At 63.4% G+C, this 15,321-nt stretch carries 15 protein-coding genes and 1 pseudogene; 13 read left to right on the forward strand and 3 right to left on the reverse strand.

Annotated elements, in window-relative coordinates; genetic code table 11:
- Nucleotides 1-174: 174 nt before the first annotated feature.
- From ccoN to AAG799_RS18530, 9 genes are read left to right on the forward strand one after another with little or no spacing between them, the layout of a single operon-like run.
- On the forward strand, nt 175-1,650 hold the full coding sequence (ccoN, locus tag AAG799_RS18490) for a cytochrome-c oxidase, cbb3-type subunit I (protein ID WP_341898247.1): 1,476 nt from the start codon (nt 175-177) through the stop codon (nt 1,648-1,650).
- Between the two features lie 11 nt (nt 1,651-1,661).
- Nucleotides 1,662-2,387: a cytochrome-c oxidase, cbb3-type subunit II gene (gene ccoO, locus AAG799_RS18495; protein WP_341898248.1), complete on the forward strand. Its 726-nt coding sequence runs from the start codon at nt 1,662-1,664 to the stop codon at nt 2,385-2,387.
- Nucleotides 2,388-2,394: 7 nt separating this feature from the next.
- Nucleotides 2,395-2,568: a cbb3-type cytochrome c oxidase subunit 3 gene (locus AAG799_RS18500; RefSeq protein ID WP_341898251.1), complete on the forward strand. Its 174-nt coding sequence runs from the start codon at nt 2,395-2,397 to the stop codon at nt 2,566-2,568.
- Between the two features lie 2 nt (nt 2,569-2,570).
- The gene (gene ccoP / locus AAG799_RS18505) at nt 2,571-3,428 is read left to right on the forward strand and encodes a cytochrome-c oxidase, cbb3-type subunit III (RefSeq protein WP_341898253.1); all 858 of its coding nucleotides are present in this window, start codon (nt 2,571-2,573) and stop codon (nt 3,426-3,428) included.
- A 23-nt stretch (nt 3,429-3,451) separates the two neighbouring features.
- Nucleotides 3,452-4,921: a cytochrome c oxidase accessory protein CcoG gene (gene ccoG / locus AAG799_RS18510; protein ID WP_341898255.1), complete on the forward strand. Its 1,470-nt coding sequence runs from the start codon at nt 3,452-3,454 to the stop codon at nt 4,919-4,921.
- A gap of 7 nt (nt 4,922-4,928) precedes the next feature.
- Nucleotides 4,929-5,411 (forward strand): FixH family protein, encoded by a 483-nt coding sequence (locus AAG799_RS18515; protein ID WP_341898256.1) that lies wholly within the window; start codon nt 4,929-4,931, stop codon nt 5,409-5,411.
- Nucleotides 5,411-7,783, forward strand: coding sequence for a copper-translocating P-type ATPase (locus AAG799_RS18520; RefSeq protein WP_341898259.1), 2,373 nt, complete (start codon nt 5,411-5,413; stop codon nt 7,781-7,783). The genes AAG799_RS18515 and AAG799_RS18520 overlap by 1 nt, the downstream gene beginning before the upstream one ends.
- On the forward strand, nt 7,780-7,959 hold the full coding sequence (gene ccoS, locus AAG799_RS18525) for a cbb3-type cytochrome oxidase assembly protein CcoS (RefSeq protein WP_341898261.1): 180 nt from the start codon (nt 7,780-7,782) through the stop codon (nt 7,957-7,959). The genes AAG799_RS18520 and ccoS overlap by 4 nt, the downstream gene beginning before the upstream one ends.
- Nucleotides 7,946-8,122 (forward strand): hypothetical protein, encoded by a 177-nt coding sequence (locus AAG799_RS18530; RefSeq protein WP_341898262.1) that lies wholly within the window; start codon nt 7,946-7,948, stop codon nt 8,120-8,122. Before ccoS ends, AAG799_RS18530 begins: the two co-directional genes overlap by 14 nt.
- Before the next feature lie 19 nt (nt 8,123-8,141).
- Here AAG799_RS18530 and AAG799_RS18535 read toward each other — a convergent pair whose 3' ends face one another.
- On the reverse strand, nt 8,142-9,764 hold the full coding sequence (locus AAG799_RS18535) for an MBL fold metallo-hydrolase (protein WP_341898264.1): 1,623 nt from the start codon (nt 9,762-9,764) through the stop codon (nt 8,142-8,144).
- Nucleotides 9,761-11,257, reverse strand: coding sequence for a thymidine phosphorylase family protein (locus tag AAG799_RS18540; protein WP_341898267.1), 1,497 nt, complete (start codon nt 11,255-11,257; stop codon nt 9,761-9,763). The genes AAG799_RS18535 and AAG799_RS18540 overlap by 4 nt, the downstream gene beginning before the upstream one ends.
- Nucleotides 11,258-11,509: 252 nt before the next feature.
- On the opposite strand from AAG799_RS18540, the gene AAG799_RS18545 reads away from it, so the two are divergent.
- Genes AAG799_RS18545 through AAG799_RS18555 form a run of 3 tightly spaced genes read left to right on the forward strand, consistent with a single transcriptional unit; the run spans nt 11,510 to nt 13,792 of the window.
- Nucleotides 11,510-12,733, forward strand: coding sequence for a PAS domain S-box protein (locus AAG799_RS18545; protein WP_341898269.1), 1,224 nt, complete (start codon nt 11,510-11,512; stop codon nt 12,731-12,733).
- The gene (locus tag AAG799_RS18550) at nt 12,730-13,365 is read left to right on the forward strand and encodes a response regulator (RefSeq protein WP_341898271.1); all 636 of its coding nucleotides are present in this window, start codon (nt 12,730-12,732) and stop codon (nt 13,363-13,365) included. The genes AAG799_RS18545 and AAG799_RS18550 overlap by 4 nt, the downstream gene beginning before the upstream one ends.
- Before the next feature lie 49 nt (nt 13,366-13,414).
- The gene (locus AAG799_RS18555; RefSeq protein WP_341898273.1) at nt 13,415-13,792 is read left to right on the forward strand and encodes a response regulator; all 378 of its coding nucleotides are present in this window, start codon (nt 13,415-13,417) and stop codon (nt 13,790-13,792) included.
- A 119-nt stretch (nt 13,793-13,911) separates the two neighbouring features.
- Here AAG799_RS18555 and AAG799_RS18560 read toward each other — a convergent pair whose 3' ends face one another.
- Nucleotides 13,912-14,661 (reverse strand): helix-turn-helix domain-containing protein, encoded by a 750-nt coding sequence (locus AAG799_RS18560; RefSeq protein WP_341898275.1) that lies wholly within the window; start codon nt 14,659-14,661, stop codon nt 13,912-13,914.
- 229 nt (nt 14,662-14,890) lie between these two features.
- Between AAG799_RS18560 and AAG799_RS18565 the strand changes: the two are divergent.
- A pseudogene (locus tag AAG799_RS18565) lies at nt 14,891-15,321 on the forward strand (ABC transporter ATP-binding protein/permease); the annotation flags it as partial.

Raw genomic sequence — 15,321 nt, forward strand, 5'->3', positions numbered from 1 at the left:
CGGGTTTCGGTGTCAGTGCTCATGCGAGCCTCTCTGCGGCATTCGGTCACAGCAACTGCGACATACTGCCCCCATACGGCCGGCCGCCCATTGACCTGCATCAATGTCGTAGTCCGTCGAAATTGCATGATGGCCCCGCGTCACCAGACTGGCGCATCAGTTTCGGGAGCCCCCATGACGGCCATTGCTGCACACCAGCCCTATGCGAACCGCACTTTCGAACCCTATGTCGAAGAGGTCGTTCGTGCCTTCATGATCGCGACGATCTTCTGGGGCGTCATCGCCTTCACGGCGGGCGTCTATATTGCACTGCAACTTGCCTTCCCGGCGCTCAATCTTGGCCTGGAATGGACCACCTTCGGCCGCCTGCGGCCGGTGCATACCTCGGCGGCGATCTTCGCCTTCGGCGGCAATGCCCTGCTGGGCTCTTCGATCTACGTCGTCCAGCGCACCTGCCGTGCCCGCCTGTTCGGTGGTGCCCCGATCGGCTGGTTCCTGTTCTTCGGCTATCAGCTGTTCATCCTGCTGGCTGCATCGGGCTATGTCCTCGGGGTCACCCAGGGCAAGGAATATGCCGAGCCGGAATGGTACACGGATCTGTGGCTTACCCTGGTCTGGGTGGTCTACCTGATCGCTTTCGGCGGTACGCTGCTGCGCCGCGAAGAACCGCATATCTATGTCGCCAACTGGTTCTACCTCGCCTTCATCATCACCGTGGCGATGCTGCATATCGTCAACAACCTGTCGATGCCGGTCTCCATCGTCGGTACCAAGAGCTATTCCGCCTTTGCCGGCGTGCAGGATGCGCTGACCCAGTGGTGGTATGGCCATAATGCGGTGGGCTTCTTCCTCACCGCCGGCTTCCTGGCGATGATGTACTACTTCATTCCCAAGCAGGCCGAACGCCCGATCTATTCCTACCGCCTGTCGATCGTGCATTTCTGGTCGCTGATCTTCCTCTATATCTGGGCCGGTCCGCACCATCTGCATTACACCGCGCTGCCCGACTGGGCGGCTACGCTGGGCATGGTCTTCTCGATCATGCTGTGGATGCCGTCCTGGGGCGGCATGATCAACGGCCTGATGACGCTGTCGGGCGCTTGGGACAAGCTGCGTACCGATCCGGCCCTGCGCTTCTCGGTTGCTGCCGTCGCCTTCTACGGCATGGCTACTTTCGAGGGCCCGGTGATGTCGATCCGCCAGGTCAACGCGCTGAGCCATTACACCGACTGGACCATCGGCCATGTGCATTCCGGCGCGCTGGGCTGGAACGCCTTCATCACCTTCGGCATGCTGTATTACATCGTGCCGGTGCTGTGGAAGCGCGAACGGCTCTATTCGATCCGCCTGGTATCGCTGCACTTCTGGATCGCCACCATCGGTATCCTGCTCTACATCACTTCCATGTGGGTGTCGGGCATCATGCAGGGCCTGATGTGGCGCGCCTATGACCATCTCGGTTTCCTGCAGTATTCCTTCATCGAAACCGTGCAGGCGATGCAGCCCTTCTACGTTATCCGTGCCCTGGGCGGCATCTTCTTCCTGAGCGGCTCTCTCATCATGGTCTACAACCTGTGGCGCACGATGCGTGGCGACCTCCGCAACGAGGATGTCCTGCCGCGTTATACACAGCCTGCAGTAGCGGCTTAAGCGAGGCTGTCATGTTCATCAAGCACACCACCATCGAACGCAACACCATCCTGCTGGGTGTCCTCACCCTGGTCACGGTCGCCATCGGCGGTCTGGTCGAGATCGTGCCGCTCTTCACCATCGAAACCACCATCGAGCGCGTGGAAGGCATGCGGCCCTATTCGCCGCTCGAACTGACCGGTCGCAACATCTACATCCGCGAAGGCTGCTATCTCTGTCACAGTCAGCAGATCCGGCCGCTGCGCGATGAAGTCGAGCGTTACGGCCATTACAGCCTGGCGGCCGAAAGCATGTACGACCATCCCTTCCAGTGGGGCTCGAAGCGCACCGGTCCCGATCTGGCGCGCATCGGCGGCAAGTATTCGAACGAATGGCATGTCTCCCACATGATCGATCCGCGTGCCGTGGTGCCGCAGTCGATCATGCCGTCCTACGCCTTCCTGGCGCAGAAGCCGGTCGATCCGAGCGATATTGCGCAGCATCTCAAGGCGCTGCGCACGGTCGGCGTGCCCTACAGCGACGAAATGATCAATGCGGCCAAGGCCGACATCGCCGCACAGGCCGACCCCGATGCCGATACCGATGGCCTGCTGGCCCGCTATCCCAAGGCGGCGGTGGGCGATTTCGACGGCAACCCCGCGCGCCTGACCGAAATGGATGCGCTGGTGGCCTATCTGCAGATGCTGGGGCGGTTGGTCGATTTCGACCGCACGCAGCCCGGCGGCCTGCGTCAGTGAGGGCAGCATGACCACGCTTCTTGAACATTACCCCTGGCTGAAGTCGTTGTGGACCGTGTGGTTCTTCGTCGTCTTCGTCGGCCTCATCGTCTGGACGATGTGGCCTTCGCGTCGCGACACCTGGACGGCACGCGGTGAGATTCCGCTGCGCGATGCGCAGCATCTGGCAAAGGATCAGTGAGCATGGCCAAGACTCCGCAAAACCCGAATCAGGGCACGGAAACCACCGGCCATGAATGGGACGGTATCCAGGAACTGAACAACCCGCTGCCGAAATGGTGGCTGTATACCTTCTATATCACCGTCGTCTTTGCTGTGATCTGGTCGGTGCTTTATCCCAGCGTGCCGGGCTTCCGCTCCTACTTCAACGGCGTGCTGGGCTACAGCCAGCGCCAGGAAGTGGCCGATAACCTGCAGAAGGCGGCCGACAGCCAGGCGACCTATCGCACGCGTATCCGCGATGTCTCCATCGAAGAGGTGAAGGCCGACGCGGATCTCTATCGCTTTTCCATTGCCGGTGGCCGCGTGCTGTTCGCCGAGAATTGCGCCGGCTGCCACCAGTCCGGCGGCATGGGCACCAAGGGCTATCCGAACCTGGCCGATGATGACTGGCTCTGGGGCGGTCAGCTGGCCGAGATCGAGAAGACCATCCGCTTCGGCATTCGTGGCACGCATGAGGATACCCGCCTGTCGCAGATGCCGCGCTTCCTGGCCGATGGCATCCTGAAGCCGAAGGACATCGAGGCGGTGGCCGATCATGTGGAAGCCATCGCTGCCGGCCGCACGGCCAGCCCGCATGGCGCCACGGTATTTGCCGAGAACTGCGCCGTTTGCCACGGCCCGGCCGGCAAGGGCAATCGCGAACTGGGTGCGCCTAACCTGACCGACAAGATCTCGCTGTATGGCAATGACAGGGCGGCGCTGGTGCAGACCATCGCGCAGTCGCGCAATGGTGTCATGCCGGCCTGGACCGGCCGCCTGGACGATGCCACCATCAAGATGCTGGCGGTCTACGTACATTCACTGGGTGGCGGTGAGTAGTTAAAGAGGCCAAGGTGAATGTCATGCCGCCAGATGCCCCGGTCAAAGCCAGTCCTGTCGCCCGTGACGAGGCTGTGCTCGGCGTCTTCGCGCCATCGCTGTATGCCGACCATGTAAAAGTCTATCCGCGTGCAGTGCACGGCCCATTCCGCATGGTCAAATGGGCGGTGCTGGTGCTGTGCCTGGCGGTGTATTACCTGTTGCCCTGGTTGCGCTGGAACCGCGGGCCCGGTGCGCCGGACCAGGCACTGCTGCTCGATATGTCGGCACCGCGCGCCTATCTCTTCAATCTCGAGATCTGGCCGCAGGAAATCTACTACATCACCGGCCTGCTGATCCTCGGTGCCGTCGCCCTGTTCCTGGCCACGGCGCTCTATGGCCGCATCTGGTGCGGCTATACCTGCCCGCAGACGGTGTGGACCGATCTGTTCATGGCAGTCGAACGCTGGATCGAGGGTGATCGCAATGCACGCATCCGGCTGGATGCCCAGCCGCTGTCGGTCAACAAGCTGCTGCGCAAGACGGCCAAGCACAGCCTGTGGCTGCTGGTTTCGGCGGCCACCGGTGGCGCCTGGATCATGTATTTCCAGGATGCCCCCACTGTCACCCGCGAACTTTTCACCGGCGCCGCCTCGCTCGCCACCTATTTCTTCTTCGGCCTGTTCACGCTCACCACCTATGTGTTGGCCGGCTGGGCCCGCGAGCAGGTCTGTACCTATATGTGCCCCTGGCCGCGATTCCAGGCGGCAATGCAGGACGAGCATTCCCTGATCGTCAGCTACCAGGCCTGGCGCGGCGAGACCCGCGGCAAGCACAAGGCGGGCGAAAGCTGGGAAGGCCGTGGCGATTGCATCGATTGCCAGGCCTGCGTGCATGTCTGCCCCACCGGTATCGATATCCGCAACGGCCCGCAGCTCGAATGCATCGGCTGCGCGCTGTGCATCGATGCCTGCGATGACATGATGAGAAAGGTTGAGCGGCCGGTGCATCTGATTGACTTCGTGTCGCTGGAGAACATGCAGCGCCGCGCCGAAGGCAAACCCACGATCCTCAAGCTCGTGCGGCTGCGCACGGTACTTTATGCCGCCATGCTGGCGCTGGTTGGCACCGTGATGATCGTGACGCTGGCCATGCGCAAGGATTTTGTCATGGCGGTGCAGCAGGATCGCGCGCCGCTGCATGTTGTCCTGTCCGATGGCAGTATCCGTAATGGCTATTCCGTGCGGGTCACCAACCGCACGCATGACCCGGCCGACCTACAGCTGGTCGTCGAAGGACTAGGCGGAGCGCAGATGTTCCAGGCTGGTGCACCGGGCCGCCATGGGACCCTCAGGCTTTCCGTGCATTCCGATGCCAGCGCCGATCATCATGTCTTTGTCGCCAAACCGCGGCGGCGCAGTGGCAACGATCTGCAACAGTTTGATTTCGTGCTGCGTGATACTGCTGGCAAGGAAGTCGCCCGCATACGCACGCAGTTCGCCGAGCCCCAGTGAGGTCGCCATGCTGAAAACCATGCTCAGGCAACGCTGGATACCCTCGCTGTTCGTCATCGGCTTTCTGGTGGTGGTTGCCGTCAATGCGGTGCTGATCATTGCCGCGACCAGAACCTTCAGTGGCCTGGTGGTGGCGCATCCCTACACCAAAGGTACGGAATACAGCACCAACCAGAAAACCCTGGCCGCCCAGCGCCAGCTGAACTGGACTCATGGCGTGACGGTCAGTGCCAATGCCGATGGATCGGTGCTGCTGCAGGTGCAGTGGACCGATCAGGCCGGCCTCGCGCTCGGCGGCCTCTCGGTGACGGCAACGTTCGACCGCCCGGTGGAAAGGCTGCCGGTCCAGACCGTGACGCTGCAGGACCGCGGCGGCGGCGTCTATGCCGCAGCGGTGACTCTGCCGCGCCAGGGCCTGTGGGACCTGCGCCTGGTCGCCAGCCGTGGTGAGCAGAGCTTCATCGCGGCCGACCGTATTCAGGTGCCGTGATGGCAACCGAGGTGCTGCAGACGCTGGCTTCGCCGCGGGTGCAGACAGCCACCTGCCTCCATTGCGGCGAACCCGCACGCGGCAACGACCGCTTCTGCTGCGCCGGCTGTGCCAGCGCCAATGCGCTGATCACCGGTCTGGGCCTGGAGCAGTATTACCGGCTGCGCAATGCGGCCGCGCCGGTCGCCGTGACGACGGATGACAGCATCGACTGGCGGGAATTCAGCACGGCGCTGCCCGATGGACGCTGGCGCGTGTCGGTTCTGGTCGGCGACATGCATTGTGCCGCCTGCCTGTGGCTGATCGAACATGCGCTGCAGGCGGATAACGCTGTCACCAGTGCGCGCCTGTCATCGGCGACACAGCGGCTGACCATCGAATGGCGCGGTACGGATGCCGATGCTGGCCGGCTGGTGCACAGGGTTATGCAGCTTGGCTATCGCTGTCGCCCGGTCGACGTTTCGGTGCTGGAAAGCGAGACGGCGGCCGAGGAACGCGGTCTGCTGCGCGCCATGGCGGTGGCCGGCTTTGCTGCCGCCAATATCATGCTGCTGTCGGTCTCGGTATGGTCGGGCCATGTCGACGGCATGGGCAGCCACACCCGCGACCTGTTCCATCTGATCTCAGGCCTGCTGGCGGTGCCGGCGATTGCCTATGCCGGCCAGCCTTTCTTCCGCTCGGCGCTCAATGCCCTGCGGCATCGCCGCACCAATATGGATGTACCGATCTCGATCGGTGTCACGCTCGCCGTGGTGGTCAGCATGGCGGAAGTGGTGCGTTCCGGACCGCATGCCTATTTCGATGCCGCCGTCACGCTGCTGTTTTTCCTGCTGGTCGGCCGCTATCTCGACCTGCGCGCGCGCGGCTTTGCCCGTCGCGCGGCCCAGCAGCTTCTGGCGCTGACCACGCGTCCCGTCACCGTGCTGACCGCAACCGGCAGCGTGCAACGTCCGGCCAGCCGCGTGGCGCTGGATGACCTTGTGCTCGTTGCCGCGGGCGAACGCATCGGCGTCGATGGCATCGTGCAAAGCGGCAGCTCCTCGGTGGATGCCAGCCTGCTGAGCGGCGAAAGCCTGCCCAAGGCGGTGCTGGCCGGCAGCATGGTCTATGCCGGTGCACTCAATATCGACGCGCCGCTGACCCTGCGGGTCACGGCCGTGGGCCCGGCGACCCTGGTCGGCGAGATGACCCGCCTGCTGGAAAGCGCCGAACAGAACCGCAGCCGCTTCGTGCGCCTGGCCGAACAGGTGGCGCGCTGGTATGCGCCGGTGGTGCATGTCACGGCCCTGCTCAGCTTTGCCGGCTGGATGCTGCTGGGCGACGCCGATTGGCGCGCTGCCATGCTGATCTCGGCCGCTGTGCTGATCATCACCTGCCCCTGCGCACTGGCCCTTGCCGTGCCAGTCGTGCAGGTGGTCGCCAGCAGCCGGCTGATGCGCGGCGGCATCCTGCTCAAATCCGCCACCGCGCTGGAACGCGCCGCTGCCATCGATACGGTGATCTTCGACAAGACCGGCACGCTCACCCTGGGCCATCCGCGCCTGGTCGCCCCCGATACACGGGGCCAGGCCCTGCTGCCGCTGGCGGCGGCGATGGCCATGCGCAGCCGGCATCCGCTCTGTCTCGCACTGGTCAGTGCCTGTGATGGTACGGTGCAGCCGGCCGAGGTGCAGGAATGTCCCGGCCAGGGCCTGATCCTGCGCGGTGCCGAGGGTGAGACCCGCCTTGGCAATGCGCGGTTTGTTGGCGCCGCGCCGCAGGACCGCGATGGCTGCAGCGAACTGTGGCTGGCGCAGCCCGGCCATACGCCCTATCGCTTCCGTTTCCGCGACGAACTGCGCGCCGATGCCGCGGCGGTGGTCGATACGCTGCGCCGCGAAGGCCGCCGCGTGATCATGCTGTCCGGCGACCACGCCGAGGCCGCCGCAACGGTGGCCCAGGCGTTGGGCATCAGCGACTGGCAGGCCGAGGTGACACCTGCGCAGAAGGCCGAGCATATCCTGGCCCTGAAACAGCAGGGGCATCGCGTGTTGATGGTGGGCGACGGGCTGAATGATGCACCGGCGCTGGGCCATGCCGATGCCTCGCTGTCGCCGGCCAGCGGCATGGATATCGCGCAGAATGCCGCCGATGCGGTGTTCCAGGGCGAGAAACTGTCGGCCGTGATTGAATTCCTCGATGTCGCCGGGCACAGTCAGAGCCTGTGCCGGCAGAATATCGGCTTCTCGCTGGTCTATAACCTGTTTGCCGTGCCGCTGGCGATTGCCGGTCTGGTCACGCCGCTGATCGCCGCCGTCGCGATGTCGTCATCGTCGATTGTGGTGGTGCTCAACGCACTGCGGCTGGCGGTTTTCATGCGGAGGGCATCATGACCATCCTGCTGTTACTGATCCCGGTGGCATTGCTGCTCGGCCTTGCCGGCATCTGGGGTTTCCTGTGGGCGATTTCGCACGGCCAGTTCGACGACCTGAACGCGGCCGGGAATCGTATTCTTTTCGATGATGCGGATGCGCTGCTGCGCGAAGGACGGAAACATGAAACACGATGATACATTCGGCTATGCCCTGACGGCCGGCTTCCTGATCGTTCTGGGCCTGCTGGGGATTGTCATGGCCTCGCAGGCCGTGGATCTCACGATGCAGATTTTCGGCCTGGCGCTGGCAGTCTTTGCGGTGTTCTACACCTTCTTCGCCATCGACAAGACCAACTGACGCCCTGGTTTATGCCAGCCTAGTCTGTGCCGGCGCCGCGGCCGAGGATGCGCTGCATCTTCTTCAGCAGGCGGCGGCGGTCGAGATCGGACTTTGCCGTGCGCAGCTGGTGCTGCACCTGCAGCATCAGGCGGGCGTAATCATTATGCCAGTCATGGCCTGAGATCGCCTCGGTTTCCGCATAGCGGTCAAGACGGCGCGATTGCTGCGTCATCTTCATCAGGCGGGGCTGCGCCTTGGCCAGGCTGTAGGTTTCATCCAGCTTCGGTACGATCACCTGCGGCGCACGTTCGCGCCACAGGGCAATCGAGGCATGCAGGGCACCGATGGCATCGGGTTCGCCATGGGTCAGCATCAGGCTGCCATGGATCGGTAGCCGGTTGGTCAGCCAGTCCAGCAGCTCGTCATGATCGGCATGGCCGGAATAGATCTCGAGCTTGCGGATATGGGCGCGCACGGCCACTTCGTCGCCCTGGATGCGCACGACCCGCTCGCCTTTCTCCAGCAGCGCACCCAGCGTGCCCGGCGCCTGATAGCCGATCAGCAGGATGGTGGCGTTGGAGCGCCACAGGTTATTCTTCAGGTGATGGCGGATGCGGCCGGCTTCGCACATGCCCGAGGCGGCGATGATGATGGCGCCGCCGGTCACCTGCTCGATCTGCATGCTTTCCTGCACGGTGCGGGTGAAGCGCAGGTTGCCGCCATCGAAAGGCCGCGCTGCTCCGGCCTTGATGCCATTCTCCTGATGCAGGTATTTGGCAAACACACTGGTGATGCGGGTGGCCAGCGGCGAGTCGACAAAGATCGGCACGCGCTTGATCGTGCCATCGGCGATCAGCCTGGTCAGGTCGGCCAGCAGTTCCTGGGTGCGTTCCACCGCAAAGGCGGGGATCACCAGATTGCCGCCGGCGGCCAGCGCCGCCGTCACTTCCTCGGCCAGAACGGCACGGCGCTGGCTGTCATCCAGCTTGGGCCGGGGGCGCCCGCCATAGGTCGATTCCATCACCACGATGTCCAGATCGCTCGGCGCCATGGCTTCCTGCTGCAGGGCCTTGTGCTCCGGGCCGATATCACCCGAAAACAGCAGGCGCAGCGGCCTGGCGCCGCCGGTCTCCACCTCCAGTTCGATGGAGGCCGCGCCCAGGATATGGCCGGCATTCCAGAAGCGGGCGCGCAGGCCGCCGGTCACATCGAACCAGCTGCCGAAATCGCGCGCCGCCAGCAGGCGCAGGCAGTCCTGGGCATCCTGCTCGGTATAGATCGGCTGCACGATGCCGCCGCCACGCCGCTGGTTGCGGCGGTTCAGGCGCTCCACTTCCATTTCCTGGATGCTGCCGGAATCGGGCAGCATGAACTGCAACAGGTCGGATGTGCCCGGCGTGGCATAGATCGGCCCGGCATAGCCGGCCTTGACCAGCTTGGGCAGCAGGCCGCTATGGTCGATATGCGCATGGGTCACCAGCACGGCGGCGATGCGGCGTGGATCGAATGGCCAGGGCTGGTAGTTCAGCTGCTTGATCGTCTTGTCGCCCTGGAACATGCCGCAGTCGACCAGCACATGGCGGTCGCCGATATCCAGCCGGTAGCAGGAGCCGGTCACCGTGCCGGCGGCGCCATGGAAGGTCAGCTGAATCGGAATCATGGTTTGCCCCGGGTGATGACATAGCCGCTGTCCTGGCCGGCCAGATCGGCGGCGAAGCCCAGGTCGGTCGGCAATGTGGCATGGATGCGATAGAGCGGCTCACCCTGGCGCACCGGATCGCCCACCTTGCGCAGCAGGTCGACACCGGCGCTCTTGAAGGCGGGCGCACCGGCCATGCGGGCGACCCGGGCGATGCGCAGACAGTCTATGCTCTGCACGACGCCATCGCAGGGTGACGTCACCTCATGCCCCGATGGGCTTGGCGTCAGCGGCGTGCTGTTCGCGCCCTGGGCCAGGATGATCTCTTCCATCGCCCGCATGGCGGCGCCACTTTCCAGCAGTTCGCGGGCCCGGTGGATGCCCTGGCCGCCTTTCACCGAAATATCGGCTTCGATCAGGGCGCCGGCCAGCAGCAGGGCGCGCTCGCGCAGGTCGTCCGGCGCGGCGGCATCGTTGCGCAGCACCGCCATGACATCGCGGGCTTCCAGCACCGGCCCCACGCCCTGGCCGATCGGCTGGCTGCCATCGGTCAGGCGGATATCCAGGCTGAGGCCCAGCTTGCCGCCAACATATTCAAACATCTTGCGCAAATGGGCGGCTTCGGCCGCATTGCGCACCTTCGCTGTCGGCCCGACCGGGATATCGAGCACCAGATGGCTGGCGCCGGCGGTGAGCTTTTTCGACAGGATCGAGGCCACCATCTGCTCGCGCGTGTCGATGCGCAGCGGCCGTTCCACCGTGATCAGCACGTCATCGGCGGGCGAGAGATTGACCCGGCCTCCCCAGACCAGGCAGCCGCCCACCTTGTCGACGATGGCACGCATCTCGTCGGTGCCGATATCGACACGGGCGAGCACTTCCATCGTATCAGCGGTGCCGGCCGGCGAGGTGATGGCGCGCGACGAGGTTTTCGGAATCGTCAGGCCATGGGCGACGACGATGGGCACCACGATCATCGAGGTGCGGTTGCCCGGAATGCCGCCGATGCAATGCTTGTCGACCACCAGGCGACGGCCCCAGTCCAGATGCTTGCCGACGCCGGCCATGGCCTGGGTCAGGCTCAGCACTTCGGCAATCGTCATGAACCCGGCGCAGCCGACCAGGAAGGCGGCAACCTCCATCTTGCTGTAGCGCAGGGCCGCGATGTCGCCGATGATCGCGGCATACTGTTCGCGGTTCAGTTCGCGTCCGAGGATTTTGGCGCGCACCGCTTCCAGGCTTTCCGCCGGTTTGGGATGTTCGATCGAGGCCGGCGTCCCCGCCGGATGGCCGAAGGCATCGAAGGCGGCTTCCGACAGGCCGATCTCGTCGGGCGCCAGCAGATCGGGGTCATCGACAATGTTGAGCGTGGCCGGCAGGCGGGCGCCACCTGCCTTGACCTCGATCTTGCCCAGCGCCAGGAACTCCTCGGCACGGTAATCCGGGCAGTGCCGGCTCAGATAGGCGATGCTTTCACGATGCGTGTCGATGGCGATCCGCTTGAGTTTGAGCATAACCAATTGGGGTTGAGAGGGCAGGCCGGAATGGCTGCTGCGAGGCCGCCATCATTCTGCTAAGTTTCTAGCGCGTAAAGACGATTCAGGATTTGATCCGAATCAAGGGCGGGGGCGAGGCGGTCCAGCCTCGCAGTCAAGGGTATATAGAAGAGTGAATGTTTTCCCGGTGAGCAGGCGACTATGACGCGGCAATGGCTTAAACCATTGATAATATTAACAATTGCGGCGGTTGGCCTGCTGCTGTCCGTCGTGGCATATGAAGCCACGGAATCCTGGCTGTGGCTCGCCATCGGGCTTGGGGTCACTGCGGCCCTGGTGCTGGCCTTCGGTCTTTCGTATCGCGAAACGATCCGCGCCGAACGGCAGGCGGCCGAACGCTTCCGTGCGGTGATCGACAATGCCCATGACGCCATCATCGCCATCGATGCGCAGGGCAGCGTCGAGATGTTCAACCGGGCGGCCGAGCGCATCTTCGGCTATCACGCCCATGAGGTGATTGGCCGCAACGTCCATATGTTGATGCCTGAGCCGTATCACGGCGAGCATGACGGCTATCTGCGCAGCTATATCCAGACCGGCAAGGCAAAGATCATCGGCACCGGCCGCGAGGTTCAGGCCCTGCACAAGAGCGGCACGGTCTTTCCGATCGATCTTTCAATCGGCGAAATGCGCAGTGGCAGCAACCGCGGCTTCATCGGCGTGATCCGCGATATCACCGAGCGGCACCAGTCCGAACGCCAGGTGCGTGAACTGACCGCCGAACTGGTGCATATTTCGCGCCTGAGTGCGATGGGGCAGCTGTCCTCGTCGCTGGCGCATGAACTCAACCAGCCCCTGACCGCGATCATGAATTATGCCGAAGCGGCCCGGCAAATGGTCGAACTCTCCGGCGAACGCAGCCTGCCGAAGGTGAAGGAATTTCTGGCCAAGACGGTCGAACAAGCCGAACGGGCCGGCCAGATCATTCGCCGCCTGCGCAGCTTCGTCGAGAAGGGCCCGGTCGAACGCAGCCTGGAGGAGCTGAACAAAGTGGTGCTCGATGCCAGCAACCTGGCGGCCATCGGCGTGCGGGTCGATGGCATCCGCATGCACTTCGACCTTGACGATACTTTGCCGCCGATCAGCATTGATAAAATCCAGATCCAGCAGGTGGTGGTGAATCTGGTGCGCAATGCCGTCGAGGTGCTGCACGAGGCGCAACGGCGCGAACTCACCATCCGCACCCGCAGCGATGCCGGCAGTCAGGAGGTTTCGGTTTGCGATACCGGGCCCGGTCTCGACCCCGCCATCGCCCAGAAGCTGTTCACGCCTTTTCTGACGACCAAGAAAGACGGCATGGGCATCGGCCTGTCGATCAGCCGGTCCATCATCGAGGCCCATAACGGCCAGCTCTGGGCCGAAGCCAATCCGGGCGGTGGCACCATCTTCTGCTTCCGCCTGCCACTTATCGCCCAGGCCGGGGCGGCATCATGAGCGGTGATACCGTCTTTATTGTCGATGACGATGAAGCCGTGCGTGAATCGCTGGCAGCCGTGCTGGATACCCAGGGATTGACGGCGATCGGCTTCGCTTCGGCGGAAGCTTTCCTGCTCAGCTACAAGCCCGTACCGGTTGGTTGCGCCATCATCGATCTGCGCATGTCCGGCATGGATGGCCTCACCCTGCTGGAACACCTGCGCGGCAAGGGTCTGATGCTGCCCGCCGTGGTTGTCACCGGCCATGGCGATGTGCCACTTGCGGTACGCGCCATGAAGGCTGGCGCCATCGACTTTATCGAAAAACCATACACCAATGCCACGCTGCTGGATGCCGTGCGCCGCGGACTCGACAGTGCGCGGGCTGGCGCATTGATCCAACTGGACCAGAGCGACATCAAGGCGCGACTCGAAACCCTCACCGGACGCGAGCGTGATGTGCTGCGCCAGCTGGTCATCGGCAACCCAAACAAGATTATCGCCTTTCATTTAAGTATCAGTCCGCGAACCGTGGAGATTCATCGCGCCAATGTGATGAAGAAAATGGGTGCTGAAAGCCTGTCACACCTGGTGCGCATGGCGTTGGGTGGCGGCCTTGCCGGTGATGAAAAAGACGGCATGAATCCTTAGGGGAATCCCCTTACTTGCGCCGGCCTGAATCAGGCAGCAAAAATATGTCATGAGTGGTGAAACTAGGCAGATCATCTATGTCATCGATGATGACGACGTGGTGCGTGACTCCCTGAAGGTGCTTCTGGAAGTGCGGCAGTATCACGTGCGCGATTTTGAGTCCGGCGATCAGTTCCTGGCCGAGAATCCGGACCTGAGCGACTGCTGCCTGATTGTTGATGTGCATATGCCGGGCATGACCGGGCTTGATCTGCTGGGCGTGCTACGCCAGCGCGGCGAAACCATGCCGGCCATCCTGATCACCGGTCGCCGCGACAGTCACATCGAAGCCCAGGCCGCTGCCCTGGGGCAGGTGACCTTGCTCGACAAGCCGCTGCCGCACAGTCGCCTGTTCAGCACCATCGAGCAGATGCTCGCACGCATCTGATGCTCCTCGTCAAATAGAGAATCCAATCGTCAAAAAAGAAAAGGCCGGCAGTAACATTGCCGGCCTAGGTGGCTGCCACAGGGAGAGGCAGCGCGGGGGAACTGTGATCGCCGCGACGATCAGTCGGCGGCAAGCTCCTGCAGCGTTTCCGGTGCCGTGATCAGGATCGTGTGACTGTCGACCAGGCTGATCCAGCGCTGCTGGCGGAATTTTGAAATCGTGCGGCTGACGGTTTCGATGGTGAGGCCGAGATGGTCGGCGATATCGCCGCGGCTCATCGGCAGGAACACCTTAATGCCGCGCGCCTGTGTCCCCGTTGTGAAGGACAGCAAGAAGCTGGCCATGCGTTCGATGGCGGTCTTGCGACCGAGTAGCAGGAGCATGCGGTTGCTCGCCTCCAGCTGGCGGCACATCAGGCGGAACAGCTGCCGGCCGGCGGCGGGATCTGATTCGATCACGGCGTCGAAATCCTTGCGGGCATAACGCGTCAGCGCACAGTCAGTGATCGCTTCCACGCTGCAGTCATGCTCGGCGGCTTCCGAGAAACCGAAGAAATCGCCCGGCTTGAGGAAATGGGCGATATGGCGGCGGCCGTCCGGCAGGATGCGCACCACGCGCAGGATGCCCTCGGTCACCTTGTAGACATGAGTATTCGCGTCGCCGGTTTCCAGAACGGCCGTGGCGCGCTGGGCCTGGACCGGCCGGCCGATGCGCTGCAGCAGGTCGACAGCGCCGGGCAGGGGGACGACAGCGCCCGGAACGGGGCCGGGAACAGGTGCCGGCCGGCGGGATGGCTGGGTGGCGGGACGCGCCAGGATCGCAGGATGCGCCTGCTGGCCGGACTGCATAACCGCGTGAACATGTGCCATGGATCTCTCCCGCTGTACCGACTGTGTGGGGCCAAGCAGTACCGGCAAACAGGCCGGCGGGACATTTGGGTCTTATACCTAAGGAGAATTACGTAGAGGTCACCGCCGGGCCAGGGCGTATGCAGGCAAAGGCAGGTCTTTGATCTGGATTAAGGGGAATAGTGTTGCTGTTGCTAGGATTGTGGCCCATGCTTGCAACCCATCCAGCTTATCTTCCCCTGTCCCCGTCATGAGCAGCCGCCGCGCCGCGATGCCCAAGCCCGTGCTCGGCCGCTTTTTGCTGCTGTCGCGTGGGTATTTTTATGGCGAATTGAAATGGCGGGCACGGATTCAGCTGGCCGGCATGCTGCTGCTTGGCGTCGCGCAGGTCGCCTTGGTCATCCGGCTCAATCTGTGGAATGCGGACCTGTTCGATGCACTCGAACGCCACGCCTCCGATCGCTTCCTGTACCAGGTCGGTATCTTCGCCGGCCTGATCCTGGGCATTATGGTGGTCAATATGGTGCATCTGCAGGTGAAGCGGAATCTGCAGCTCGGCTGGCGCGAATGGCTGACCAGTCATGTCGTGCAGGACTGGATGGCCGAAGCACATCATTATCAGATTTCGTTGCTGCCCGGCAGCCATGACAATCCGGATGCACGCATCGCTGATGACATCCG

This window comes from Ferrovibrio terrae (assembly GCF_943371255.1).
Classification (GTDB): domain Bacteria; phylum Pseudomonadota; class Alphaproteobacteria; order Ferrovibrionales; family Ferrovibrionaceae; genus Ferrovibrio; species Ferrovibrio terrae_B.

What these genes read in the sequence shown, in the direction of transcription:
- AAG799_RS18515 (WP_341898256.1), top strand. Translation starts at nt 4,929, where the DNA reads ATGCTGAAAACCATGCTCAGGCAACGCTGGATACCCTCGCTGTTCGTC.
- AAG799_RS18555 (WP_341898273.1), top strand. Translation starts at nt 13,415, where the DNA reads ATGAGTGGTGAAACTAGGCAGATCATCTATGTCATCGATGATGACGAC.
- AAG799_RS18540 (WP_341898267.1), bottom strand. Translation starts at nt 11,257, where the DNA reads ATGCTCAAACTCAAGCGGATCGCCATCGACACGCATCGTGAAAGCATC.
- ccoN (WP_341898247.1), top strand. Translation starts at nt 175, where the DNA reads ATGACGGCCATTGCTGCACACCAGCCCTATGCGAACCGCACTTTCGAA.
- AAG799_RS18550 (WP_341898271.1), top strand. Translation starts at nt 12,730, where the DNA reads ATGAGCGGTGATACCGTCTTTATTGTCGATGACGATGAAGCCGTGCGT.
- ccoS (WP_341898261.1), top strand. Translation starts at nt 7,780, where the DNA reads ATGACCATCCTGCTGTTACTGATCCCGGTGGCATTGCTGCTCGGCCTT.
- ccoO (WP_341898248.1), top strand. Translation starts at nt 1,662, where the DNA reads ATGTTCATCAAGCACACCACCATCGAACGCAACACCATCCTGCTGGGT.
- ccoG (WP_341898255.1), top strand. Translation starts at nt 3,452, where the DNA reads ATGCCGCCAGATGCCCCGGTCAAAGCCAGTCCTGTCGCCCGTGACGAG.
- AAG799_RS18500 (WP_341898251.1), top strand. Translation starts at nt 2,395, where the DNA reads ATGACCACGCTTCTTGAACATTACCCCTGGCTGAAGTCGTTGTGGACC.
- AAG799_RS18520 (WP_341898259.1), top strand. Translation starts at nt 5,411, where the DNA reads ATGGCAACCGAGGTGCTGCAGACGCTGGCTTCGCCGCGGGTGCAGACA.
- AAG799_RS18530 (WP_341898262.1), top strand. Translation starts at nt 7,946, where the DNA reads ATGAAACACGATGATACATTCGGCTATGCCCTGACGGCCGGCTTCCTG.
- AAG799_RS18535 (WP_341898264.1), bottom strand. Translation starts at nt 9,764, where the DNA reads ATGATTCCGATTCAGCTGACCTTCCATGGCGCCGCCGGCACGGTGACC.
- ccoP (WP_341898253.1), top strand. Translation starts at nt 2,571, where the DNA reads ATGGCCAAGACTCCGCAAAACCCGAATCAGGGCACGGAAACCACCGGC.
- AAG799_RS18560 (WP_341898275.1), bottom strand. Translation starts at nt 14,661, where the DNA reads ATGGCACATGTTCACGCGGTTATGCAGTCCGGCCAGCAGGCGCATCCT.